The organism is Actinoplanes sp. TFC3 (genome assembly GCF_001553785.1).
Lineage (GTDB): Bacteria > Actinomycetota > Actinomycetes > Mycobacteriales > Micromonosporaceae > Actinoplanes.
This window is the reverse complement of the sequence record NZ_LOJP01000001.1, coordinates 3,690,118-3,712,443: the sequence shown is the minus strand read 5'-3', so window position 1 is coordinate 3,712,443 and position 22,326 is coordinate 3,690,118. Positions and strand designations below refer to the sequence as shown.

Genomic DNA, 22,326 nt, shown 5'->3' with positions numbered 1-22,326 from the left:
AGGATCCTCCGCGGAGTCTCGCGCTTGCCCTCGCCTGTTGACGCAGGGCCCGGTCCTCACCCGGGGCACCCCATCGCGGACGCAAGGGTTGCCGGCCAGCAAGCCGGGGCTACACGCTGGCACTCATGACCGCTGCCGACGGTAGCAGAGGATCAGCACGAGCGCAGCAACCGGTCGAGAACGCGGGTGCCGAAGCGCAGCGCGTCCACCGGTACGCGCTCGTCGACGCCGTGGAACAGCGCGGTGAAGTCCAGTTCCGGGGGTAGTCGCAGGGGTGCGAAGCCGAGGTGGCGGATGCCGAGACGGGCGAACGACTTTGCGTCCGTACCGGCGGGAAGCATGTAGGGAATCAAGCGTGCCCTTGGATCCTCGGCCGCGATGGCCGCACCCATGGCTGCGACCAGGTCGCCGTCGAACGTTGTCTGCACGGCGGGCAGGCTGCTCCATTCGATCTCGATGTCCGGCCCCAGCACGCGGGCGAGTTCGGTGCGGAACGCCTCGTCGCGCCCGGGTAGCGTGCGTGCGTCCACCTCGGCCCGCGCGATCGAGGGCACCACATTGGACTTGTAGCCGGCGTTGACAATGGTGACCGTTGCGGTGTCGCGCAGCGTGGCCTCGATCAGCCGGGACAGATGACCGAGTTTGCCCACCGTGGCCTCGGGATCGGCGGGGTCGAACGGCAGCCCCGAACCTTCGAGGAACTCGCGCACCGGCTGGGTGAGGATCAGCGGGAAGCGATGTTCGCCGAGCCGGGTCAGCGCCGCCGCCAGGGTGGCGATCGGGTTGTCGGTGTGCAGCAGTGAGCCGTGCCCGGCGGTGCCCCGTGCGGCCAGGCGCACCCACATCGAGCCCTTCTCGGCCGTCTCCACCAGGTAGGCGCGCGGCCCGTCACCGAGCTGCACCGAGAACCCGCCGACCTCGCTGACCGCCTCGGTAACGCCGTCGAACAGGTCCCGGCGGTGCTCGACCAGCCACTGCGCGCCCGCCACGCCGCCGGCTTCCTCGTCGGCCAGGAACGCGAACACCAGGTCGCGAGGCGGCACCACACCGGTGCGCCGGAAGTGCCGGGCCACGGCCAGCATCATCGCCAGCATGCCCTTCATGTCCACGGCCCCGCGTCCCCACACGTAACCGTCACGGATCTCGCCCGAGAACGGGTGCACCGACCAATCGGCCGGATCCGCCGGTACGACGTCAAGGTGGCCGTGCACCAGCAGCGCCCCGCGCGCCGGGTCGGCCCCGGCCACCCGCACCACCACGTTGCCGCGTCCGGGTGCACCGGATTCCACGTAGTGGGGGGCGTATCCGGCCTCGGCGAGCTTGGCGGCCACGTACTCGGCGCCGGCCCGCTCGGGTCCCGGTCCGCCGTACGTGCCGGGGTTTGTCGTGTCGATCGCAATCAGCTCGCTGGCGAGCGTCGCAACCTCGTCCTCGGGGTTCATGCAATCCCCTTCCGGCGCCCATGGTCAGGCGTGCTGATCGGTGATGGTCGTTACACCGGCGCGCGCTGCCCGGCGTCGTCGCGCTAGGGTCACATATCCAAAACCTATAGGTTGAGTAGGAGATTGGGCGTTGTGATCACGGTCAGCGGTCTGCGTAAGACCTACCATGCCCGCCGGCGCGAGGTCGTCGCCGTCAACGACGTGGACCTCGAGGTGCGCCCTGGGGAGATCTTCGGTGTGCTCGGGCGCAGCGGCGCCGGCAAGAGCACCCTGCTGCGCTGCGTCAACCTGCTGGAACGCCCCGACGCGGGCACGGTGCTGGTCGATGGGGTGGAGCTGACCGCGCTCAGCGACCGCAAGCTGCGGGCCGCCCGGCGCCGGGTCGGCATGATCCACCAGCATTTCGCCCTGCTGTCCTCGCGCACGGTGGCCGGCAACGTCGCGTTCCCGCTGGAAGTGGCCGGGGTGCCGCGGACCCAGCGGTCCGCGCGCGTCGCCGAGCTGCTCGAGCTTGTCGGGTTGTCCGACCGCGCCGGGGCCTACCCGGCGCAGCTGTCCGGCGGGCAGAAGCAGCGCGTCGGCATTGCCCGGGCGCTGGCCGCCGAACCGACCGTGCTGCTGTCCGACGAGGCCACCTCGGCGCTCGACCCGGACACCACCCGCTCCATCCTGGACCTGCTGCTCGACCTCAACCGCCGGCTCGGGCTGACCATCCTGCTGATCACCCACGAGATGGACGTGGTGAAACGGGTCTGCCACGCGGCCGCCGTGATGCGCGAGGGCCGGTTCACCGAGTCCGGCCCGGTCAGCGAGCTGCTGCTCACCGAGGGCTCCGAGCTCGCCGCCGGACTGTTCCCGCTGCCCGCCGTGCAGACCCGGCAGGGCGAGACGGCGTTCGACGTGACCGTGAGCGGGCCGGCGGCCGACGAGCCACTGCTGTCCGAGCTGGTCCGCGAGCTGGGCGTCGACATCCGGCTGCTCGGCGGCGGGGTGGAAACCCTGGCGGCCACCCGGGCCGGGCGGCTGCGGCTGGCCGTCGCCGGGCGCGGCGAGGACGCTGCCGGATTCCTGCGCCGGCGCGGCGCACTCGTCACGGAGGTGACCCGATGACCTGGTCCGACATCAGCGACCTGCTCTGGGAAGGCTTCCAGGAAACCGCGTGGATGGTCGGATTGTCCGCCGTGCTGACCGCGGTCGGCGGGCTGCTGCTCGGGGTGCTGCTCGTGCTCACCGCGCGTGGCGGGCTGCTGGCCGCGCCCCCGCTCAACGCCCTGCTCGGCCTGGTGGTCAACGTCGGCCGCTCGCTGCCGTTCATCATTCTGCTGGTCGCGGTCATCCCGTTCACCCGGGCCGTGGTCGGCACCACCATCGGCACCACCGCCGCAATCGTGCCGCTGACCATCGGCGCGATCCCGTTCTACGCCCGCATCGTCGAGACCGCGCTGCGCGAGGTACCCGCCGACGTGGTCAGCGCCGCGATCGCCATGGGGTCCTCGCGCCGGCAGATCGTCGGCAAGGTGCTGCTGCGTGAGGCCCGCCCCGCGCTGGTCGCCGGGCTCACCATCACGGTGATCGCGCTGGTCGGCTACTCGGCGATGGCCGGCGTGGTCGGCGGCGGCGGGCTCGGTGATCTGGCCATCCGCTACGGCTACCAGCGCTTCGAAACCGAGGTCATGATCGCCACCGTGGTGGTGCTCGTGGTGTTCGTGCAACTCATCCAGATGCTGGGCGACGTGGTCGTCCGGCGCCTGTCCCACCGATAGAAAGGCATTTGCCATGCTCCGCCGCTCACTGCTCGCCGCCGTGCTGGTCCTCGGCCTCACCGCCGCCGGGTGTGGCTCCAGCGACGAGTCCTCGTCGGCCTCCGGCACCCTCAAGGTCGGTGTCAGCCCCGTCCCGCATGGTGAGATCCTGACGTACGTCAAGGACAACCTCGCCGCCAAGGAAGGGCTCAAGCTGGACATCGTCGAGTTCAACGACTACGTGCAGCCCAATGTGGCCCTTCAGGAGAAGCAGCTCGACGCCAACTACTTCCAGCACATCCCGTACCTCGACGAGGAGGTAGCGGCCAAGGGCTACAAGTTCACCCCGCTCAAGCCGGTGCACATCGAGCCGCTCGGGTTGTACTCCAAGACGGTCAAGTCGATCGCCGAGATCCCGGCCGGCGGCACCATCGGCATCCCCAACGACCCGTCGAACTCGGGCCGGGCGCTGGCGCTGCTGGCCAAGAACGGGCTCATCACGCTCAAGGACGGCGTCGGGGTCAAGGCCACCGAGAAGGACATCACCGGCAACCCGAAGAACCTGAAGTTCTCCGCGCTCGAGGCCGCCCAGCTACCGCGCAGCCTGGAGGACACCGCCGCGTCGATCGTCAACGGCAACTACGCCATCCAGACCGGGCTCAGCCCGGCCAAGGACGCGCTGGCGCTCGAGGACGGCAAGGACAACCCGTACGCCAACCTCGTGGTGGTGCGCACCGGCGAGGAGAACGACCCGCGGATCACCAAGCTGGAGACGCTGCTGCACTCGCCCGAGGTGAAGAAGTTCATCGAGGACAAGTATCAGGGCTCGGTGCTCGCCGCTTTCTGATCCTCGCCGGCCAGGCCCGCTCCCCGGTCCGGGGGCGGGCCGCTGTAATACTTTTTAACCGATGGACTCGGTAGGATTAAAATCGCGTCCACCAGGCGGGACGAGGATCACGGGGGATTGCCGAAAAGTCGATCGGCAGGGTAGGAAATGGGGGCGGCATCGCATCGATGCCCCCGACTTCGACCCTGAGGTGATCTGTGAGCATTTCCGCGCCCGCGCGACCCGCGGCGGAACCCGTCGTCGGTGGCCCGCGCGTCACCCGGGGAAACTCCGGCAACCGGCGGCGGCGTGTGCTGCTGCGGGTCGTCGCGCTGGTCGTGCTGTACGTGCTGTGGGAGATCACCGCGCGGATCATGCAGAACCCCGCCTTCATCCCTGCGCCCGGCGCGGTGTGGCACCAGCTGATCGTCACCTCGACCACCCACGACGGCGTGCGCGGCTACAGCGGCCACCTGCTCATCGAGCACCTCGGGGTCAGCCTGCGCCGCATCCTCATCGGCTCGGTCGTCGGCATCGCCGCCGGCCTGCTGATCGGTGTGGTCATGGGCTCGGTCAGCTGGATCCGGGTGGTGGCCGAGCCGGTGGTGACCTTCGTGCGGGCACTGCCTCCGCTGGCCTACTTCAGCCTGTTCATCATCTGGTTCGGCATCGACGAGACGCCCAAGCTGTGGCTGCTGTCGATCGCTGCGCTGCCCCCGGTCGACGTGGCCACCGCCGCGGCCGTCTACTCCGCCCCCACCGGCCTGGTCGAAGCGGCGCGGGCGCTGGGCGCCAGCCGCGGGCAGGCCATCCGCGACGTGGTGCTGCCCAACGCGCTGCCGGAGATCTTTACCGGCATCCGCCTCGCGGTCGGCGTCGCCTACTCCTCGGTGGTCGCCGCCGAGACCATCAACGGCGTACCCGGCATCGGCGGGCTCATCCGCGACGCCCAGCGCTACTCCCAGACCGACGTGGTCGTGCTCGGACTGTTCGCCATCGGCCTCTCCGGCCTGCTCATCGACGCCCTGCTGCGGACGGCCGAAACTCGGCTGATCCCGTGGCGCGGCCGTAGTTAAAAGGGAAACCGCACATGAAGAGAACCCTGTCCGTCCTTGGCGCCGCGCTCCTGCTCGCGGTTGGCGCGTGCGGCAACGGTGCCGCCGGCGGCGGCGCCAACCCGGACAAGAAGACGATCCGGATCGCGTACCAGGCGTTCCCGAGCGGTGACCTGATCGTCAAGAACCAGGGACTGCTCGAGAAGGCGCTACCCGACTACCAGATCACCTGGACCAAGTTCGACTCCGGCGCGAGTATCAACACCGCGTTCGTAGCCAAGAGCGTCGACTTCGCGGCCATCGGCTCCAGCCCGGTCGCCCGCGGGCTGTCCGCGCCGCTGAACATCCCCTACCAGGTGGCGTTCGTGCTCGACGTGGCCGGCGACAACGAGGCGCTGGTGGCCCGCAACGGCTCCGGGGTCACCGACGTGGCCGGCCTCAAGGGCAAGAAGGTCGCCACCTCGTTCGCGTCGACGTCGCACTACAGCCTGCTGGCCGCGCTCAAGCAGGCCGGGCTGGCCGAGAAGGACCTGACCATCGTCGACCTGGAACCACAGGACATCCAGGCCGCGTGGGCGCGCGGTGACCTCGACGCCGCCTACACCTGGCTGCCGGTGCTCGACACCATCAAGAAGGACGGCAAGGTCCTGATCAGCAGCCGCGAGCTGGCCACGGCGGGCAAGCCGACGCTGGACCTCGGTGTGGTGTCCACCCCGTTCGCCGAGGCCCACCCCGACGCGGTCGACGCCTGGCGCAAGGTCGAGGCGCAGGCCCTCGACGTCATCGCGAACGACAAGCCCAGCGCGGCCAAGGCCGTGGGCCAGGAACTCAACCTGAGCCCCGAGGAGGCTCAGCACCAGCTCGACCAGGGCGTGTTCCTCAAGCCCTCCGACCTGTCCACCGACGAGTGGCTGGGCACCGAGACCAAGGTCGGCAAGATCGCCGACAACCTGCTCAGCGCCGCCCAGTTCCTCAAGGACCAGCAGAAGATCGACGCCGTCCCGGACCTCGCAACCGTGCAGAAGGGCGTCTATGTGAAGGGCCTGCCCGGTGTCCTCGGCTGACGCGGCGATCACCCTCGAGGGCGTCCGGCACTCGTACGGCGACGTCACCGCGGTCGGCCCGGTCGACCTGAGCGTGCCCACCGGGGAGTTCCTGGTGCTGGTCGGCGCGTCCGGCTGTGGCAAGAGCACGCTGCTGCGCCTGATTGCCGGGTTCGAGAGCCCCACCGAGGGCTCGGTGCTCACCGTCGGCAAGGCACCCGTGCCGGGCCGGGGCGCCGGGCTGGTGTTCCAGCAGCCGCGGCTGTTCCCGTGGAAGACCGTGGGCGGCAACGTCGAGCTGGCGCTCAAGTACGCGGGGCTGCCCACCGACCGGGTCGACGAGCTGCTGGCCGGAGTCGGCCTGCACGACGTCGCGCACCGGCGTACCTGGCAGATCTCCGGCGGTCAGCAGCAGCGCGTGGCCATCGCGCGGGCCCTGGCCGTGGAGAACCCGTTGCTGCTGCTGGACGAGCCGTTCGCCGCGCTCGACGCGCTGACCCGCGAGCGGCTGCAGGAGGACCTGCGCCGGGTGAGCGCGGAGTCCGGCCGTACCTGCGTGTTCGTCACCCACAGCGTTGACGAGGCGGTCTTCCTCGGCAGCCGGGTGGTCGTGCTGACCGCCCGGCCGGGCCGGATCGCCCTCGACCTCAAGGTCGGCCTGCCGCGCACCGGGCTCGCCCCGGACGAACTGCGCGGCCTGCCGGAGTACGCCGCTCTGCGCTCGCAGATCGGTCACGCCGTCCGTGCGGCGGCATCAGCACCATCGGCGCCATATGTTCCGGAAGGAGTCACCTCGTGACCGCAGCTCTCGTCGACCTCAAGCTCGAGCCGCTCGGCCCCCACTTCGGGTCGATCGTGCACGGCATCGACCTGGCCACCGCGAGCGACGAGGAGGTCGCCGCCGTGCGCGCTGCCCTCGTCGAGCGCAAGGTGTTGTTCTTCCGCGACCAGCCGCTGACCGACGACGACCACGTCGGCCTCGGCCGGCGCATCGGCGAGCTGACCGCCTCGCACCCGGTGGTCGGCGGCGTCGACGCGGCCCACCCCGAGGTGTACGCGCTGGACAGCACCGACAATGGCTTCGCCGACGTGTGGCACACCGACGTCACCTTCATGCGCCGCCCCCCACTGGGCTCGATCCTGCGCCCGGTGGTCCTGCCGCCCACCGGCGGCGACACCAACTGGGCCGACGCTCAGCTGGCGTACGAGTCGCTGCACCCGCGCGTTCAGAAGCTCATCGACGGCCTGACCGCGGTGCACGACGGTACCCGCGAGTTCGGCTACTACCTGGCGCAGCGCCGCGGCGGGCAGGGCAACGAGTGGGACGGCGAGATCGTCACCAAGCTCGACCCGATCGAGCACCCGGTGGTGCGCGTGCACCCCGAGACCGGGCGCAAGGGCATCTTCGTCAACCCGGGCTTCACCTCGCACATCGTCGGCGTCTCGGAGTTCGAGAGCCGCTCGATCCTGGACCTGCTCTACGCCCACCTCACCAAGCCCGAGCACATCGTGCGGCACCGCTGGCGCCTCGGTGACGTGGCCATGTGGGACAACCGCAGCACCCTGCACTACGCCAACCGTGACTACGGGACCGACCGGCGGGTGATGCACCGGATCACCCTGCGCGGGGACCTCCCCGCGGGTCCGGCTGATGCGTAGGTTGCTGCTCCTCGCCCTGGTCGGGTTGGGCGCCCAACTCGTCGACGGCAGTCTGGGGATGGCGTACGGCGTCACCTCCACGACTCTGCTGCTGGCGATCGGCACCAACCCGGCCGCGGCGTCGGCCACTGTGCACCTGGCGGAGATCGGCACCACGCTCATGTCAGGTTTGTCGCACTGGCGGTTCGGCAACGTGGACTGGCGGGTGGTGCTCAAGATCGGCCTGCCCGGCGCGGTGGGCGCGTTCGCCGGTGCCACCTTCTTGTCCGGGCTGGACACCGGGACCGCAGCCCCGCTGATGTCGGTGATCCTGCTGATCCTGGGCCTGTACGTCTTCATCCGCTTCACCTGGCAGGGTCTGCCGCAGGCCGCCCTGGACAAGCCGCTGCGCAAACGGTTCCTGGCCCCACTCGGGCTGGTGGCCGGGTTCGTCGACGCCACCGGCGGCGGTGGCTGGGGACCGGTCGGCACCCCGGCCATCCTGGCCAGCGGGCGCCTCGAACCGCGCAAGACGATCGGATCCATCGACACCAGCGAGTTCATCGTCGCCGTCGCGGCCAGCATCGGTTTCTTCGTGGGCCTCGGGGGCGAGGACATCGACGTCACCTGGGTGCTCGCCCTGCTGGCCGGTGGGGTGATCGCGGCCCCGGTCGCGGCGTGGCTGGTGCGCCACATCCCGCCGCGGGTGCTCGGCTCGGCGGTGGGCGGCGTGATCATCCTGACCAACGTCCGCACGCTGCTCAGGAGCGACTGGATCGACGCGTCCGGCGGCGTGCGTTACGGCGTCTACGCGGTGATCTATCTGGCCTGGGCGGGCGCCATCGCCTACTCGATCCGCGAGTACCGCAGGGAAGAACGAGAGCGGCGTGCCGAGGAGCGGCCCAGCGCGGTTAACCACCGTAAAGCGTGAACCACCCACCCGTACACCCGGTAAGGATGGTATTTCGCGGGTTTACACCTGTATAACCCGTCCGTGGGTGAAATGCGGGAATACCGCAGCGTGGCGGTCAGAGGCGTCGAGTCCGAGCCGGCGACCGGCGCCAGAGCCGGCTCTGCCCCCGGCAGCCGGACCGGCGCCGCGCCCGTCCGAGCGGAACAGGACGCGCTGGGCCCGGCGGAACGGGACGCTGCCGGCCGGGCGGAGAACGATGCGCCCGGCCCGGCAGCAGAGAGTGGGCCCCTGGCGGACGGGGAGGCCGGGCCCGCTCGGCGCCGGTGGCGGCCGGGACGCGCCGAGCTGGCGGTGGCGGCCGCGTACGTGAGCCTGGCCGTGATCGTGGTGGGCCGGTTCCTCGCCGACCCACAGGGCCGGATCACCACCCAGGTGCCCGCCGATCACACCTGGTTCGAGTGGCTGCTCTCGCACGGCGCGTACACCGTGCGGCACCTCGGCAACCCGCTGTTCTCGGCCCGGCAGAACGTGCCCGACGGCGTGAACATGATGGCCAACACCTCGGTGCTGGGCGTCACGATCCCGCTGGCGCCGTTGACCATGCTGGCCGGGCCGAGGATCACCTACTTGATCTGGCTGGCCGGGGCGATGGTGGCGACGTCGGCGACCACGTGCTGGGTGCTGCGCCGCTATGTGGTTCGCTCGCGGACGGCGGCGGCGGTGGCCGGGGCGTTCGCCGGGTTCGCGCCCGGGGTGGTGCACCACGCGAACGGTCAGCCCAACTTCGTGTCGAACTTCCTGCTCCCGCTGATCGTGGCGCGTGCGGTCCGGCTGGGACGCGACGGCAGATGGGCTCGTGACGGAATTCTTCTCGCGTTGCTGGTGACCTGGCAGTTGTTCCTCAACGAGGAGATGTTGCTGGTCACGGCCTTGGCGTGTGCGGTGATCGTGCTGGTGCGCCTGCCCAAGCGGCGAGCGGACTTCCTGCGAGGGCTGGCAGTGACGGCTGCGGGGGCCGCGGTGCTGTGTGCGTACCCCTTGTGGTTTCAGTTCGCCGGTCCTGGCTCTTTCCGGGGTGTGCCGATGTTCAACACCTGGGGTGAGGATCCGCTGACCTATCTGACGTTCCCGCGCGACAGCCTGGCCGGGGACGCCTCCAGCGAGACGGTGGTGGGGCTCATCGAGCAGAACAGCTGGTTCGGCTGGCCCCTCACGCTGGTCGCGGTGCTGCTCGCGGTGCTGACCTGGCGGCTGGCCGTGACCCGGGTGGCCGTGACCGTGGCCCTCGTCTTCGGCCTGCTGGCCCTGGGTCCCCGCCTGCGCTTCGCCGGTCACCTCACCGGCGTGCCCGGCCCGCTGGCCTTCCTGGAGGAGGCGGTGCCGGTGCTCGACATGATGATGCCGAGCCGGCTGACCACAGCGGTCGCGGGCGCGTTCACCGTGCTGCTGGCCGTCGGCTGGGACCGGTACGGACGCCGCCGCACGCTGCGCCGCACGGTGATCGCGGCGGCGCTGATCCCGCTCATCCCCACCCCCGTGCCGGCCAAGGCGCAGCGCCAGCCCCCGGTGTTCATCACCTCGGGAGCCTGGCGCAGCTACGTGCCGCCGGGTGGCACCATGCTGCCGCTGCCCGTGCCCAGCAACTGGCTCGGCCGGGACACGCTGTCGTGGAGTGCGTCAGAACGCCACGAGTTCGCGGTGCCCGAGGGGTACTTCCTGGGTCCAGGTCCGCAGGGTGAGGGGCAGATGGGCCCGGCGACGGTGTCAGTGACCAGCCGGTTGACCGTCGCGGCGCTCAGCGACGGCAAGGTGCCGGTCGTGAGCCCGGCCGATGAGCAGGCCGTCTGCGCCGACCTGAGCCGCTGGCACACCTCCGTCGTGGTGATGCGCGCCGACCTCGGCTCGCCTGCCCTCTCGAAGCTCGCCGAGCAGTTGTACGGCCCGCCCACCCGGGTCGGCGACGTTGACGTGTGGCAACCGGCGCACTGTTGATCCTGCTCACGAAGCAACCTTTTCGAGCCCGGCTCGCGTTATGGGGGTGTGATCAACAAGCACAGCCCTCTGGTGGGCGAATTGCGGGCGTACGTGGCTGCGACGCCGCCCTTACCGGTCGGCGTGATCGAGGAGAAGGTGCAGGCGGCAGTGCTCGCGGGCGGCCGGATGCTGCGGTGGCGTCTGGTACGTACCGACCTGGCGGTGCTGGCCGGCTATGTCACCCTGGCGCTCGTGGTGATCGGCCGCTACCTCGGGGATCCCAACGGCCGCGTCTCCAGCCACCTGCCCACCGATCACACCTGGTTCGAGTGGCTGCTCTCGCACGGCGCGTACACCGTGCGGCACCTCGGCAACCCGCTGTTCTCGGCGCAGCAGAACGTGCCCGACGGCGTGAACATGATGGCCAACACCTCGGTGCTGGGCGTCACGATCCCGCTGGCGCCGTTGACCATGCTGGCCGGGCCGCGGGTGATGTACCTGGTGTGGCTGGCCGGGGCGATGGCAGCGACGGCGGCGACAACCTACTGGGTGCTGCGCCGCTATGTGGTTCGCTCGCCAATGGCCGCCGCGGTGGCGGGAGCGTTCGCCGGGTTCGCGCCCGGGGTGGTGCACCACGCGAACGGTCAGCCCAACTTCGTGTCGAACTTCCTGCTCCCGCTGATCGTGGCCGGCGCTGCCCGGCTCGGGTGTGCCGGTCGCTGGATGCGTGACGGGCTGGTTCTGGGGCTGCTGGTGACCTGGCAGTTGTTCATCAACGAGGAGATGTTGCTGGTCACTGCCCTGGCTTGTGCGGTGATCGTGCTGGTGCGCCTGCCGAAGCGGCGAGCGGATTTCCTGCGGGCGTTGGCGGTTACGGCTGGGGTGGCGGGGGTGCTGTGTGCGTACCCCTTGTGGTTTCAGTTCGCCGGTCCTGGCTCTTTCCGGGGTGTGCCGATGTTCAACACCTGGGGTGAGGACCCGCTGGCGTGGCTGACGTTCCCGCGCGACAGCCTGGCCGGGGATGCGGCGAGCGAGGCGGTTGTCGGGCGGACCGAGCAGAACAGCTGGTTCGGGTGGCCGCTCGTGCTGGCCGTGATCCTGCTGGGCGTGCTGACCTGGCGGCAGATGGTGACCCGGATCGCTCTCGTGGTGACCCTCGTGTTCGCCGTGCTGTCGCTGGGCCAGGAGATCCGCTTCGCCGGCCAGCTCACCGGGGTGCCGGGCCCGCTGGCGTTCCTCGAGGAAGCGGTGCCGGTGCTCGACATGATGATGCCGAGCCGGCTGACGTACGCGGTGGCCGGCGCGTTCGCTGTGCTGCTCGCGATCGGCTGGGACCGGCGGGGCCGCGACCGCCCGGTGCGCCGGATCCTGATCGCGGCAGCGCTGATCCCGCTCATTCCCACCCCGGTGCCGGCGATGCCCGAGCAACGGCCGCCCACGTTCATCACGTCCGGGGCGTGGCACAGCTATGTGCCGCCGGGCCGGGCCATGCTGCCGTTGCCGCTGCCGAGCAACTGGGTGGGCCGCGACACGCTGAGCTGGAGTGCCTGGGCGCAGCACGAGTTCGCCGTGCCCGAGGGCTACTTCCTGGGTCCCGGACCCGGCGGTGCCGGTCAGATGGGCCCGGCGACCGTGTCGGCCACCACCACGATGGCCGTCGAGGCGATACGTACCCAGCAGGTCCCGGCCGTGACCGCTGAGCAGCGCCGCGCCGCGTGTGCCGATGTGCGCCGGTGGGACGTGTCGGCCGTGGTGATGCGCGCTGATCTGAAATCAACGGCGCTGCGCGGGCTGGCCGATCAGTTGTACGGGCTGCCCACCCAGGTGCAGGACGTGCTGGTGTGGCAGCCGGCTCAGTGCGCGATCATGCGGTGAGCTTTGCCAGTACGGCGGCGCGCTCGTCCGGATTCAACGGGCGCAACGCCGCCCGCAGCGCCACATCGGGGTCCGGATCGAGCACGCCGCGCAACGCCGTGGTGAAATCGCCGTAGGTCAGCGGGTCCGCCAGCCACTCCCGGGCCCGCCGCCCCAACGCCGACTCCGGATTCACCGGCCCAAAGACAGAGCCCGCCTCACCTGGCTCCGATCCACCTGCATCGGAATCCAGGTCCAGATCGGAAATATCCATTTCGATGGCGAGGCGGTGGAGAAGCGAGACCGCGGTCTGGCGCTTGTCGGCGGGGGAGGCGTCCACCGGCGTGCGCAGGCGAAGCAGATCCCCGGGCCGAACCCCGCCAACAAACCAAGGCTCAAGAACAGCAGACATCCGCGGTACGTCCAAAGCCCCCGCCGGCACTCGCACATTGGTCAGCCGCTGAGCCAGCACCAGCGCCTTGGCCTCGGCGTCGCGCCACGAATCGTCGTCCTCGCTGTCCGGCTCCCGCAGGTTCAGCGCGTGCATCAGGTGGTCCAGCAGGTTCGGCTCGGCACCCCAGGTCAGCTCGGGTGACGGGTACGCCGGGTCGAAGGCGACCTCGGTGCGACCGCTGCGGGCGTAGGTAAATCGTGGGGTTGCCTTGTCGTCTCGCAGCAGCGATATCGCCTCGGTCTCGCGCGAGACCGCCTCCAGCAGGACATGATCGCCGCCCGCACGGCCACCGGGCTCGATGACCAGCGTCCAGGCTCCCAGCGGCAAGGCAGCGGCGTGCGTGCCCGGCTCGCGCACTTCGAGGGTGTCCGGGTAGGCGCCCATGCGCCGCAGCGCCGCCTGCTCGTCGACCCCCTTCACCCAGGTCAGGGTGAACGCCGGGCCGAACTCGGCCACGCGCTTGCGGGCGTAGTCCAGATCATCCACGCGCAGAAGCATAACCGCGGGTCGCAGGGCCGGCGCTGCGCCAATTCCCGGGACAAGTTCCATACCGGCGTGGCTGGGGTATATCGGCGGGCATGAGTGCCGGGCCGATCGAGGTAGCCGGGCGTTACCGGCTCGGGGACGAGCTGGGCGCCGGCGGGATGGGCCGGGTCTGGAAGGCGCGCGACGAGCTGCTGCAACGCGATGTGGCGGTCAAGGAGATCGTGCTGCCCCACGACTTGGTTGCCGCCGAGCGCGACGCCGTGCACCGGCGCATGGTGCAGGAGGCGCGGGCGGCGGCCCGGCTCAGCCACCGCAACGTGGTCCAGGTCTTCGACGTGGTGGAGAACGACGACCACGCGTGGATCGTCATGGAGTACGTAGAGTCGCGCTCGCTGCAGGAAGTGATCAGCGAGGACGGCCCCCTCGAACCGCGCTGGGCTGCGCTGCTGGGTCTGGAGGTGCTCGACGCGCTGGAGGCCGCGCACCGCGCCGGGGTGCGTCACCGCGACGTCAAGCCCGCGAACGTGCTGCTGGGCACCGACGGGCGCATCGTGCTCACCGACTTCGGCATCGCCTCGATCGAGGGTGACAGCGTGGTCACCACCAGCTCGGAGCTGGTGCTGGGCTCCCCGCAGTACATGTCACCCGAGCGGGCCCGCGACGGCACCGCCGAACCGGCTTCCGACCTGTGGTCGCTGGGCGCCACCCTGTACGCGGCGGTGGAGGGCCGGCCGCCGTACCAGAAGGGCACGGCGATCGGCACGCTGACCGCGCTGGCCGCCGACGAACCGGCCCCGCCGCAGCAGGCCGGGGCGCTCAGGCCGGTGCTGGACGGGTTGCTGCGCAAGGACCCGGCCCAGCGGATCGACGCGGCGGAGACCCGGCGCCGGCTGCGGGCCGTGGTGACCCCGCCCGCACCGGCGCGCTCCCGGCTTACCCCCTTGATTGCGGCCGGAGCCACCGCGGCGGTGCTGGCCGCCGGGGGAGCGGTTGCCTTCGTCACGCTGTCGCCTGACGGCAGACCGCAGAACAAGGCGGTGCCACCGCCCGTAGCTACTGCCACCACCACGACGCCGGCGCCGGCTCCCTCCTCCTCCTCCTCCTCCTCCACGCCGCCGCCGACGACCCAGCCAACGGTCAAGCCGACAACCGCGAAGCCCGAGGCGAGCAGCAGTCTGCCCAAGCTGCCGTCGGGCTGGCGGGACTACCGGGATCCGACCGGGTTCGCCCTGTACGTGCCCGAGGGCTGGACGCGGACCAAGGAGGAGGGCACCACCGCCAAGGGCATGATCTACTTCCGCGACGGCAAGGGCCACGTGCTCGGCATCGACCAGACAACCAAGCCGCAGTGGGACCCGGTGGCCGATTGGGAGGGCAAGTCCGACGCGCGGGTCGGCAGCGGCGACTTCCCGGCGTACCGGAAAATCAAGATCGCCGAGGTCAAGTACTTCGTCAAGGCGGCCGACTGGGAATACTCCTTTGTCTCCGGCGGCACCCGGCGCCACGTCAACAACCGCGGGGTGATCACCTCGAACAAGCAGGCCTACGGCATCTACTGGTCGACCCGCGAGAGCGACTGGGCCGACGGCCAGAGCGACCTCAAGCTGATCTTCGCCAGCTTCCGGCCGAAGAAGTAGTCCGTGCGCCATCCCGGCCCTCGCCGCCCTCAACCCTTCAATGCGGGGCGGCCGCGCGGTCCAGCACGTCGTCGGCCGGGCAGCGCCCGCGCATCACGTAGCGGTCGGTGAACGCCGCGACCGCGTCGCGCACCTCACGCGAGATCCCTTGCCGGGTCAGGCCCTCGTACGCCGCCACGAAACACAGCCGCGCCGCCCGAGCGAGCACCGGGTCGCTGAGCCCCTCGCGCGCCGCCCGCTCCCACAGCCGATGCTGACCGGCCAGCGCCGCCGTGGCGTTGAGCGCCTGCACCGCCGCCCGGGGTTCGTCGAGCAACGCCGTGATCACCGCGGCCGGCACCCGCCAGCCCGCCCCCGGCTGACGGTCGGCGACGTCGATCTCCAGATGCCCGCGCGCGGCGATCGGCGGGCGGACCGTGGCCGTGTGGCGCATCAGGTCCTCGCAGGTGGGCCGGTCGGCGGCGCGGGTCCAGGCGCGGAAGGTGATCGCGGTGCCGGCCACCGGGGCGTCGAGCACGGTGTCCGCCCAGTCCGAGCGCGGATCGCCCAGCACCGGGTTCAGCGCGCGCAGCGCCTGGCGCGTCGACCGCCAGCCGGTCGGCCGCCCGCGCCGCAGCGGCGAGTTCGCGAACGCCGCCGCCAGCACCGGGGCCAGCGCGTGAGCCAGCGTCCACCGGCGCCGCAGCCCCAGCAGGCCGTCCTCGTCGAGCCCGGTCTCCAGGCTGACCCGCACCCCGGCGGTCCCGGCCAGTGCGGGGGATTCGTCGGCGGCCTCCGACAGCACTGCCAGGTCGTGACCGGCGAGCAGCGGCAAGGGCAGCGGCAGATCTTCACCCATCCGGATGAGCGCCACGTCCAGACCCGGCGATGGCGGCCCGCTGACCACGGCCACGCGCGCCGAGTGCGCCGCCAGGTAACCATGGCGCAACGGTGAGACACCCTCGGTCAGCGTGGACACCAGCGGGGCGGGCAACCCCGGGCTGGCCAGCAGCAGGTCCACCTCGACGCCCACGAAACCGGGCCGTGCGGGGGCGAACGCGGCGTCTTCGAGCAGCGTACGGGCCTTGTTCTCGGTCAGCGTGAGCATGGGTTTTCCTCGCGTCGATGCGGCCGGATGGTAAACCCTACCAAACCAATAGGCCATGGGGGGATGCTGGATCATGGTCGATCCGCTGAGTAGGGTGAGCATCGGTCATCACCGATACGACCCGAGGACAGTCATGCGCAGAACCCTGCCGATAACGTTCGCCCTCACCCTGCTGGCCGGTGCGCTCGCGGCGTGCCAAGGCGGCGGCAACGAGACCTCGACCGCGGCCTTCGACCCGGCCACCTGCCAGGGCGGCACGCTGCCGGTGCTCAACCAGAGCGGCATCACCCACCTCGACCCGGCGCGGCTGTACACCTCCGGCGGGGGCAACATCCCGTCGCTGCTGTTCCGCACGCTGACCACCCGCAACCGCCAGGCCGGGGAAGCCGGCGCCAAGCCCGCACCCGACCTGGCCACCGACCTGGGCACGCCCTCGGACGGCGCGAAGACGTGGACGTACAAGCTGCGCAGCGACATCTTCTTCGAGGACGGCTCGCCGATCACCGCGGGCGACGTGAAGTACGGCATCGAGCGCTCGTTCGCCCCCGAGCTGCCCGGCGGCGCGCCGTACCTGCGCGACTGGCTGACCGGTGCGGCGGACTACCAGGGGCCGTACAAGCAGCCCGAGGGCATCACGAGCATCGAGACGCCCGACGACAAGACGATCATCTTCAAGCTGAGCAAGCCCGAGGGTGACTTCCCGTACCTGGCCACGGCGACGCAGTTCGCGCCGGTGCCCAAGGCCAAGGACAAGGGCGCGGACTACGAGAAGCACCCGGTCTCCTCCGGGCCGTACATGGTCGAGAGCTACGAGCCCAAGAAGACCCTGAATCTGGTACGCAACCCGCACTGGAGCCGCACCTCGGACACCCTGCGCTACGCGTGCCCGGACCGCATCGAGGTCACCGCGGGGCTCGACTCGGCCGTGATCAACCAGCGGTTGCAGGCCGGTGCCGGAGCCGACGCGAACGCGACCACCACCGACGCCAACGTAGGCCCCGAACAGCTCGCCCAGCTCGGCAACGGCGGGCCGCTGGACAAGCAGGTGGCACGGGGTGAGTTCCCGTCGACCACGTACCTGGCTTTCAACACGAGCAAGAAACCGTTCGATGACGAGCGGGTACGGCAGGCTTTGTCGTACGCCATCAATCGCACCTCGGTTGTCAATGCCCTGGGTGGCAGCGCGGTGGCCGGACCGTCGACCACGTTCCTGCCCCCGCAGAAGGCGCTGGGCTACACGCCCTACGACTACTTCCCGGCCGGCGACGCGGGCAACGCGGCCAAGGCCAAGGAACTGCTCGCCGCGGCCGGGCAGAGCAACCTGAGCATCGAGTTGTCGCACGGGAACGACGACTCCGAGGGCATCGGTCCCAAGGTCGCCGCCGCCGTGCAGGATGCCTTCAAGCAGGCCGGCGTCACCGTCACGCTCAACGCCATCGAGACCGCCACCTACCGCGACGTGATCGGCAAGCCCGCCACCCAGCCCGCCCTGGCGCTGAGCACGTGGGGTGCCGACTGGCCCTCCGGCGGCCCGTTCCTCATCCCGATCTTCGACGGCCGGCAGATCATCACCGCGGGTGGCAACTTCAACCTCGCGCAGTACAACGACCCGGCGGTCAACAGCGAGATCGACGCCATCAACGCGCTCACGGACCCGGCCGCCGCGCAGGCCCGCTGGGGGGCGCTGGACGCCAAGCTCGGCAAGCTCGCGCTGGTCATCCCGCTGACCCACGAGAAGGACGTCAACCTGTTCGGCAGGAACGTCAAGAACGCCGTGCCGGACGGCTGGCGCGGGCAGTACGACCTGTCGAGGGTCTCCGTCAAGTGACCCTGCTGCGCCGTCTGTTCGATGACCGCGCCTTCGCCACCGGCGCGGTCATCGCGGGCATCATGATCCTCATCGCAGTCTTCGCGCCGCTGCTCACCAAGCTCGCCGGGCAGGACCCCACGACGTTCCACAACGAGCTGCTCGACTCCGCCCGCGGCGGCGTGCCGATCGGCCGGTTCGGCGGCATCAGCGGTGAGCACTGGCTCGGCGTCGAACCGGGCACCGGCCGCGACCTGTTCGCCCGTGTGGTCTATGGCGCTCGGGTCTCGCTCGGCGTCGCCTTGTCAGCGCTGGCACTGCAACTGCTCATCGGCGTGGGTGTCGGCGTCGCGGCGGGGCTCGGCGGCCGGTACGCCGACGCCGCGCTCAGCCGCCTCACCGACCTGACCCTGGCGTTCCCCAGCCTGGTGCTGGCGATCGCGCTGCTGGCCATCGTCCCGCAGAACTGGCCGCGCCCGCTGCTGCTGGCCGTGGTCATCGCGCTGCTGCAATGGGGTGGCACCGCGCGCATCACCCGCGGCGAGACCCTGTCGCTCAAGACCCGCGACTACGTGGCCGCCGCCCAGGTCTCCGGGGCCGGCCCGTGGCGGGTGGCCCGCCGCGAGATCCTGCCCGGCCTGGCCGCGCCCGTGCTCACCTACGCCGCGCTGGTGCTGCCCAGCAACATGATCACCGAAGCCGGCCTGTCCTTCCTCGGCGTCGGCGTGCGCCCACCCACCCCGTCCTGGGGTCAGATGCTGTCCAGTGCGACCACCTGGTTCCGCGCCGACCCCATGTACGTGTTCCTGCCCGGCGGGCTGCTGTTTCTCACCCTGCTGGCGTTCATGCTCGTCGCCAACGGCGTGCGCCGCGTGATCGACCCCCGGCAGAGTGAGGTCCTGCGATGATCGGCTACGTCCTGCGCCGCGTCGCCGGTGCCCTGCTCGTGCTCTTCGGCCTGTCCGTCATCGTGTACGCGCTGTTCTACCTCGCCCCGCGCGACCCGGCCGTGCTCACCTGCGGCAAGGGCTGCACCCCGGAACGCCTGGCCCAGGTGCACGCCGCCATGGGCCTCGACGAGTCCCCGGTCGCCCAGTACGGCCACTTCCTGCAGGGCCTGGTCGCCGGGCGTGACTTCCCGGCCGGCCCCGACGTGCGGCACTGCCCGGCGCCGTGTCTGGGCTACTCCTTCGAAACCGACCAGCCGGTGACCAAGCTGCTCGCCGATCGGCTGCCCGTGTCGGCCTCGCTGGCCATCGGCGCCGAAATCCTGTCGCTGGCCATCGGCATCGGCGCCGGGCTGCTCTCGGGCCTGCGCCGCTTCCGCTTCCTCGACCGCGTGGTCAACGGCCTGATCCTGGCCGGTTACGCGGTGCCGGTCTTCCTGATCGGGCTGTTCCTCTTGCTGCTGTTCTGCGTCCGCCTGCAATGGCTGCCGTTCCCGCAGTACGTGCCGCTGACCACCGATCCACTGGCCTGGGCCCAGAACCTGCTGCTGCCCTGGACAGCCCTGGCCGTGATCCAATCCGCCGGGTACGCGCGCCTCACCCGGGCCGGGGTGCAGCAGACGCTCGCCGAGGACTACGTGCGCACCGCCCGGGCGTACGGCCTGCCCGAACGACGCATCATCCGCAGCCGCGCCCTGCGGGGAGCGCTGGTTCCCCTGGTCACGCTGACCGCTATCGACCTGGCCGCCATCATGGCCAGCGCGGTGCTCACCGAGACCATGTTCGGTCTGCCCGGTGTCGGTCAGCTACTGGTCGGGGCGGTCAACCAGATCGACCTCCCGGTGGTCGTCGGCGTCACCCTGCTGACCGGTTTCCTGGTCGTGGTGGCCAACGCCATCGCCGACCTGCTCTATGCGGCCATCGACCCGAGAGTCCAGATCAGATGACCCTGCTGTCGGTACGAGACCTGTGCATCACCTTCGGCGACACCCCCGCGGTCGACGGGCTGTCCTTCGACCTCGAGCCGGGGGGCGCCCTGGGCATCGTGGGGGAATCCGGCTCGGGCAAGAGCGCCACCGCGCTGGCCCTGCTCGGTCTGCACACCCGGGCCACCATCGACGGCACGATCGCATTCGACGGCCTGGACATCACCAAGGCAACCGATGACCGGCTCCGAGCGATCCGCGGCGCCGGCATTGCCATGGTGTTCCAGGAGCCGCTCACCGCCCTGAGCCCGTTCCACCGCGTAGGCGACCAGATCGCCGAGGTGTACCGCCTGCACACCGGCGCATCCAAGAAGGAAGCGAGGGCCCGCGCGATCGAGGTCCTCGCTCAGGTCCACATTCCCGATCCCGAGCGCCGCGCTGATGCGTACCCCCATCAGTTCTCCGGCGGCATGCGCCAGCGCGCCTTGATCGCGATGGCCCTGTCCTGCCGCCCCCGGCTGATCGTCGCCGACGAACCCACCACCGCGCTGGACGTGACGGTGCAGGCGCAGATCCTGGACCTGCTCGACGAGGTCCGCACCACCACCGGCACGGCCCTGCTGCTGATCAGCCACGACCTGGGTGTCGTAGCCGGCGCCACCGACGATGTGATCGTCATGCGCGCAGGCGTGGCCGTCGAGTCCGGGCCCACCGATCAGGTGCTGGTGACGCCGCGGGAGCCGTACACCCGCGAATTGCTGGCCGCCAGCCCCCAGCCGTCTGCCGCCCGCCCGATCTCCTCCCCGCCGTTGCTGCGGGTTGCCGAGGTCCGCAAGCACTTCCCGCAGACCCGCCGCCGAGGCTTGCGCCGCTTGGAGCCGGTCAAGGCGGTCGACGGCATCACCCTGGACGTCCGCGCCGGCGAAACCCTGGGCATCGTGGGGGAGAGCGGTACCGGCAAGACCACCCTGGCCCGCATGATGGTCGGCCTGATCCCACCCACATCCGGCTCGATCACCTTCGACGGCGTTCCGATCACCCGGCGCCGTGGCCGCTCGGTGCAGATGGTCTTCCAGGACCCGCTGTCCTCGCTCAACCCCCGGCGCACCATCGGGGAGAGCATCGCCGATCCGCTGCGGCTGCAAGGGATGACAGCCCCGAGGATCAAGGTCGAGGAGCTGCTCGTACGGGTGGGGCTGAGCCGGTCGCTGTACTCCCGCTACCCCCACCAGCTGTCCGGCGGCATGCGTCAGCGCGTCGGCATCGCCCGGGCCCTGGCCCCGGACCCCCGGCTGATCGTGTGCGACGAGCCGGTGTCATCACTGGATGTGACCACGCAGGCCCAGGTGCTGGCCCTGCTGGAGGACATCCGCCGCGAACGCGGGCTGACCATGGTGTTCGTGACCCACGACCTGGCGGTGCTGCGGCAGATCGCGGACCGGGTGGCGGTGCTGCACTCGGGACGGGTGGTGGAGCTGGGCGACGTGGCCCAGGTGTGGGAGCAGCCGCAGCACGCTTATACGAAAGAGCTGCTGGCCGCGGTGCCGGTGGCGGATCCGGTGGAGGCGCGCAGGAGGCGGGCTGAGCGGCGGTCTGTGGCTCGGTGAGGGCTCTTTGAGCTGGTGCAGGGGTGCATGACCTGCACCAGCGGGAGTTGCACCCCGTCGTCGATGGAGATGACCAGACACCACCGCCGAGGCCAATATCGCCCGGCTGCGCGGCCGGCTCGACGGTCCATTGCGGCCGCACGTGAAGACAACGAAATCGCTCGACATCGCGCGTCTTCTTCATCCGGAGCAGCCCGGTCCGATTACGGTGTCCACGCCGCAGGCAAGCTCAAGGACCGGCTCACGCTTCTGGTGGACAGCGTCGAACAAGCCGAAGCGGTGGCCGCGGTGGGAATGCGGGCGCTTGTTGAAATTGACTGTGACGGCCACCGGGGCGGATTGCTGCCGGATGACCCCGACTGCTCAACGTCGCCGCGGCGCTCAGGGACCCTGCCGGCATTCTCGTGCACGCGGGGGAATCCTATTTTGCCTGCACCCCGCAAGCACTGGAAGCGGCCGCGGAGAAGGAGCGCGCGGTGGCTGTGGGCGCCGCCGAGACATTGCGGAAGAGGGTGGTCGTCACCGTCATCGGCCACCGGCCGGAGCGCGGCTGGATCATGACCGACGGCGGCTGGATGGCCACCTCGCGCGACCGCGGCACATCCCGCCAGCCCATGGACCAGGGCTACGGGCTCGTGACGGCGCTGGACGGCACACCGTACCCGGATCTGCTCATGCGCGACGCCTCGCAGGAGCATGGCACTCTCGCCCTGCGGGACGGCAGCACAGAGCCCTTGCCCGGCCTGCCGGTCGGCGCCCGCGTGCGGATCCTGCCCAACCACGCTTGCGCCACGACGGCCCAGCATGACGGATACCACGTGCGCGCTTCGACCGGTTCTGCGGTGATCGAGGGGTATTGGCCGCGCATCCGGGGGTGGTAGGAGCGGA

The 22,326-nt window shown here is 70.5% G+C and carries 19 protein-coding genes and 1 riboswitch; of the genes, 16 read left to right on the top strand and 3 right to left on the bottom strand.

All coding sequences use genetic code 11. The annotated features are described in order from the left end of the window. Positions 1–15: 15 nt before the first annotated feature. A riboswitch (SAM riboswitch) is annotated at positions 16–131 on the bottom strand. 21 nt (positions 132–152) lie between these two features. Beyond that, positions 153–1,442: a M20/M25/M40 family metallo-hydrolase gene (locus tag TFC3_RS16680; protein WP_067500695.1), complete on the bottom strand. Its 1,290-nt coding sequence runs from the start codon at positions 1,440–1,442 to the stop codon at positions 153–155. A gap of 132 nt (positions 1,443–1,574) precedes the next feature. On the opposite strand from TFC3_RS16680, the gene TFC3_RS40180 reads away from it, so the two are divergent. The 10 genes from TFC3_RS40180 to TFC3_RS16630 all read left to right on the top strand — a co-directional run bounded on the left by TFC3_RS40180 (position 1,575) and on the right by TFC3_RS16630 (position 12,508). After that, positions 1,575–2,552: a methionine ABC transporter ATP-binding protein gene (locus TFC3_RS40180; RefSeq protein ID WP_067500693.1), complete on the top strand. Its 978-nt coding sequence runs from the start codon at positions 1,575–1,577 to the stop codon at positions 2,550–2,552. Positions 2,553–2,563: 11 nt separating this feature from the next. Then, positions 2,564–3,205, top strand: coding sequence for a methionine ABC transporter permease (locus tag TFC3_RS16670; protein ID WP_369819679.1), 642 nt, complete (start codon positions 2,564–2,566; stop codon positions 3,203–3,205). Between the two features lie 13 nt (positions 3,206–3,218). Continuing rightward, positions 3,219–4,031 carry a MetQ/NlpA family ABC transporter substrate-binding protein gene (locus TFC3_RS16665; RefSeq protein WP_067500689.1) on the top strand — a complete coding sequence of 271 codons (813 nt, stop codon included), beginning with the start codon at positions 3,219–3,221 and terminating at the stop codon, positions 4,029–4,031. Between the two features lie 197 nt (positions 4,032–4,228). Continuing rightward, positions 4,229–5,086, top strand: a complete 858-nt coding sequence (locus TFC3_RS16660) for an ABC transporter permease (protein ID WP_067500687.1) — start codon at positions 4,229–4,231, stop codon at positions 5,084–5,086. A 14-nt stretch (positions 5,087–5,100) separates the two neighbouring features. Next, positions 5,101–6,129: a glycine betaine ABC transporter substrate-binding protein gene (locus TFC3_RS16655; RefSeq protein ID WP_067500684.1), complete on the top strand. Its 1,029-nt coding sequence runs from the start codon at positions 5,101–5,103 to the stop codon at positions 6,127–6,129. Next, the gene (locus TFC3_RS16650) at positions 6,116–6,907 is read left to right on the top strand and encodes an ABC transporter ATP-binding protein (RefSeq protein ID WP_067500682.1); all 792 of its coding nucleotides are present in this window, start codon (positions 6,116–6,118) and stop codon (positions 6,905–6,907) included. Before TFC3_RS16655 ends, TFC3_RS16650 begins: the two co-directional genes overlap by 14 nt. Next, complete coding sequence (locus TFC3_RS16645) at positions 6,904–7,767, top strand: TauD/TfdA family dioxygenase (RefSeq protein ID WP_067500680.1); 864 nt, start codon at positions 6,904–6,906, stop codon at positions 7,765–7,767. Before TFC3_RS16650 ends, TFC3_RS16645 begins: the two co-directional genes overlap by 4 nt. Beyond that, the gene (locus TFC3_RS16640; protein ID WP_067500678.1) at positions 7,760–8,677 is read left to right on the top strand and encodes a sulfite exporter TauE/SafE family protein; all 918 of its coding nucleotides are present in this window, start codon (positions 7,760–7,762) and stop codon (positions 8,675–8,677) included. Before TFC3_RS16645 ends, TFC3_RS16640 begins: the two co-directional genes overlap by 8 nt. A gap of 72 nt (positions 8,678–8,749) precedes the next feature. Further along, complete coding sequence (locus TFC3_RS16635) at positions 8,750–10,651, top strand: hypothetical protein (RefSeq protein WP_236718403.1); 1,902 nt, start codon at positions 8,750–8,752, stop codon at positions 10,649–10,651. Positions 10,652–10,819: 168 nt separating this feature from the next. Next, complete coding sequence (locus TFC3_RS16630; RefSeq protein ID WP_369819678.1) at positions 10,820–12,508, top strand: hypothetical protein; 1,689 nt, start codon at positions 10,820–10,822, stop codon at positions 12,506–12,508. Here TFC3_RS16630 and TFC3_RS16625 read toward each other — a convergent pair. Continuing rightward, entirely contained in the window at positions 12,498–13,427 is a 930-nt protein-coding gene (locus tag TFC3_RS16625) for a DUF6461 domain-containing protein (RefSeq protein ID WP_153040259.1), read from the bottom strand. The genes TFC3_RS16630 and TFC3_RS16625 overlap by 11 nt on opposite strands. A 92-nt stretch (positions 13,428–13,519) precedes the next feature. On the opposite strand from TFC3_RS16625, the gene TFC3_RS16620 reads away from it, so the two are divergent. Beyond that, complete coding sequence (locus TFC3_RS16620; protein WP_067500674.1) at positions 13,520–15,064, top strand: serine/threonine-protein kinase; 1,545 nt, start codon at positions 13,520–13,522, stop codon at positions 15,062–15,064. A gap of 37 nt (positions 15,065–15,101) precedes the next feature. Here the strand turns inward: TFC3_RS16620 and TFC3_RS16615 are convergent, their stop codons facing one another. Continuing rightward, positions 15,102–16,151 (bottom strand): glutamate-cysteine ligase family protein, encoded by a 1,050-nt coding sequence (locus tag TFC3_RS16615; protein ID WP_236718158.1) that lies wholly within the window; start codon positions 16,149–16,151, stop codon positions 15,102–15,104. A gap of 133 nt (positions 16,152–16,284) precedes the next feature. On the opposite strand from TFC3_RS16615, the gene TFC3_RS16610 reads away from it, so the two are divergent. The 5 genes from TFC3_RS16610 to TFC3_RS38750 all read left to right on the top strand — a co-directional run bounded on the left by TFC3_RS16610 (position 16,285) and on the right by TFC3_RS38750 (position 22,319). Continuing rightward, positions 16,285–17,979 (top strand): ABC transporter substrate-binding protein, encoded by a 1,695-nt coding sequence (locus TFC3_RS16610; protein ID WP_067500672.1) that lies wholly within the window; start codon positions 16,285–16,287, stop codon positions 17,977–17,979. Next, positions 17,976–18,866 (top strand): ABC transporter permease, encoded by an 891-nt coding sequence (locus TFC3_RS16605; protein ID WP_082772103.1) that lies wholly within the window; start codon positions 17,976–17,978, stop codon positions 18,864–18,866. Before TFC3_RS16610 ends, TFC3_RS16605 begins: the two co-directional genes overlap by 4 nt. Beyond that, entirely contained in the window at positions 18,863–19,852 is a 990-nt protein-coding gene (locus tag TFC3_RS16600; protein ID WP_067500670.1) for an ABC transporter permease, read from the top strand. The genes TFC3_RS16605 and TFC3_RS16600 overlap by 4 nt, the downstream gene beginning before the upstream one ends. Next, a complete protein-coding gene (locus TFC3_RS16595; RefSeq protein ID WP_067500668.1) occupies positions 19,849–21,438 on the top strand; it encodes an ABC transporter ATP-binding protein in 1,590 nt (529 codons plus the stop codon). Before TFC3_RS16600 ends, TFC3_RS16595 begins: the two co-directional genes overlap by 4 nt. A 476-nt stretch (positions 21,439–21,914) precedes the next feature. Further along, positions 21,915–22,319 carry a hypothetical protein gene (locus TFC3_RS38750; protein WP_067500666.1) on the top strand — a complete coding sequence of 135 codons (405 nt, stop codon included), beginning with the start codon at positions 21,915–21,917 and terminating at the stop codon, positions 22,317–22,319. Positions 22,320–22,326 lie beyond the last annotated feature (7 nt).

Bases quoted from the DNA above. Each gene is read 5' to 3' on its own strand.
- TFC3_RS16665 (WP_067500689.1), top strand. From the start codon at position 3,219: ATGCTCCGCCGCTCACTGCTCGCCGCCGTGCTGGTCCTCGGCCTCACC.
- TFC3_RS16615 (WP_236718158.1), bottom strand. From the start codon at position 16,151: ATGCTCACGCTGACCGAGAACAAGGCCCGTACGCTGCTCGAAGACGCC.
- TFC3_RS16680 (WP_067500695.1), bottom strand. From the start codon at position 1,442: ATGAACCCCGAGGACGAGGTTGCGACGCTCGCCAGCGAGCTGATTGCG.
- TFC3_RS16595 (WP_067500668.1), top strand. From the start codon at position 19,849: ATGACCCTGCTGTCGGTACGAGACCTGTGCATCACCTTCGGCGACACC.
- TFC3_RS16620 (WP_067500674.1), top strand. From the start codon at position 13,520: ATGAGTGCCGGGCCGATCGAGGTAGCCGGGCGTTACCGGCTCGGGGAC.
- TFC3_RS16655 (WP_067500684.1), top strand. From the start codon at position 5,101: ATGAAGAGAACCCTGTCCGTCCTTGGCGCCGCGCTCCTGCTCGCGGTT.
- TFC3_RS16600 (WP_067500670.1), top strand. From the start codon at position 18,863: ATGATCGGCTACGTCCTGCGCCGCGTCGCCGGTGCCCTGCTCGTGCTC.
- TFC3_RS16630 (WP_369819678.1), top strand. From the start codon at position 10,820: ATGCTGCGGTGGCGTCTGGTACGTACCGACCTGGCGGTGCTGGCCGGC.
- TFC3_RS16610 (WP_067500672.1), top strand. From the start codon at position 16,285: ATGCGCAGAACCCTGCCGATAACGTTCGCCCTCACCCTGCTGGCCGGT.
- TFC3_RS16635 (WP_236718403.1), top strand. From the start codon at position 8,750: ATGCGGGAATACCGCAGCGTGGCGGTCAGAGGCGTCGAGTCCGAGCCG.
- TFC3_RS16640 (WP_067500678.1), top strand. From the start codon at position 7,760: ATGCGTAGGTTGCTGCTCCTCGCCCTGGTCGGGTTGGGCGCCCAACTC.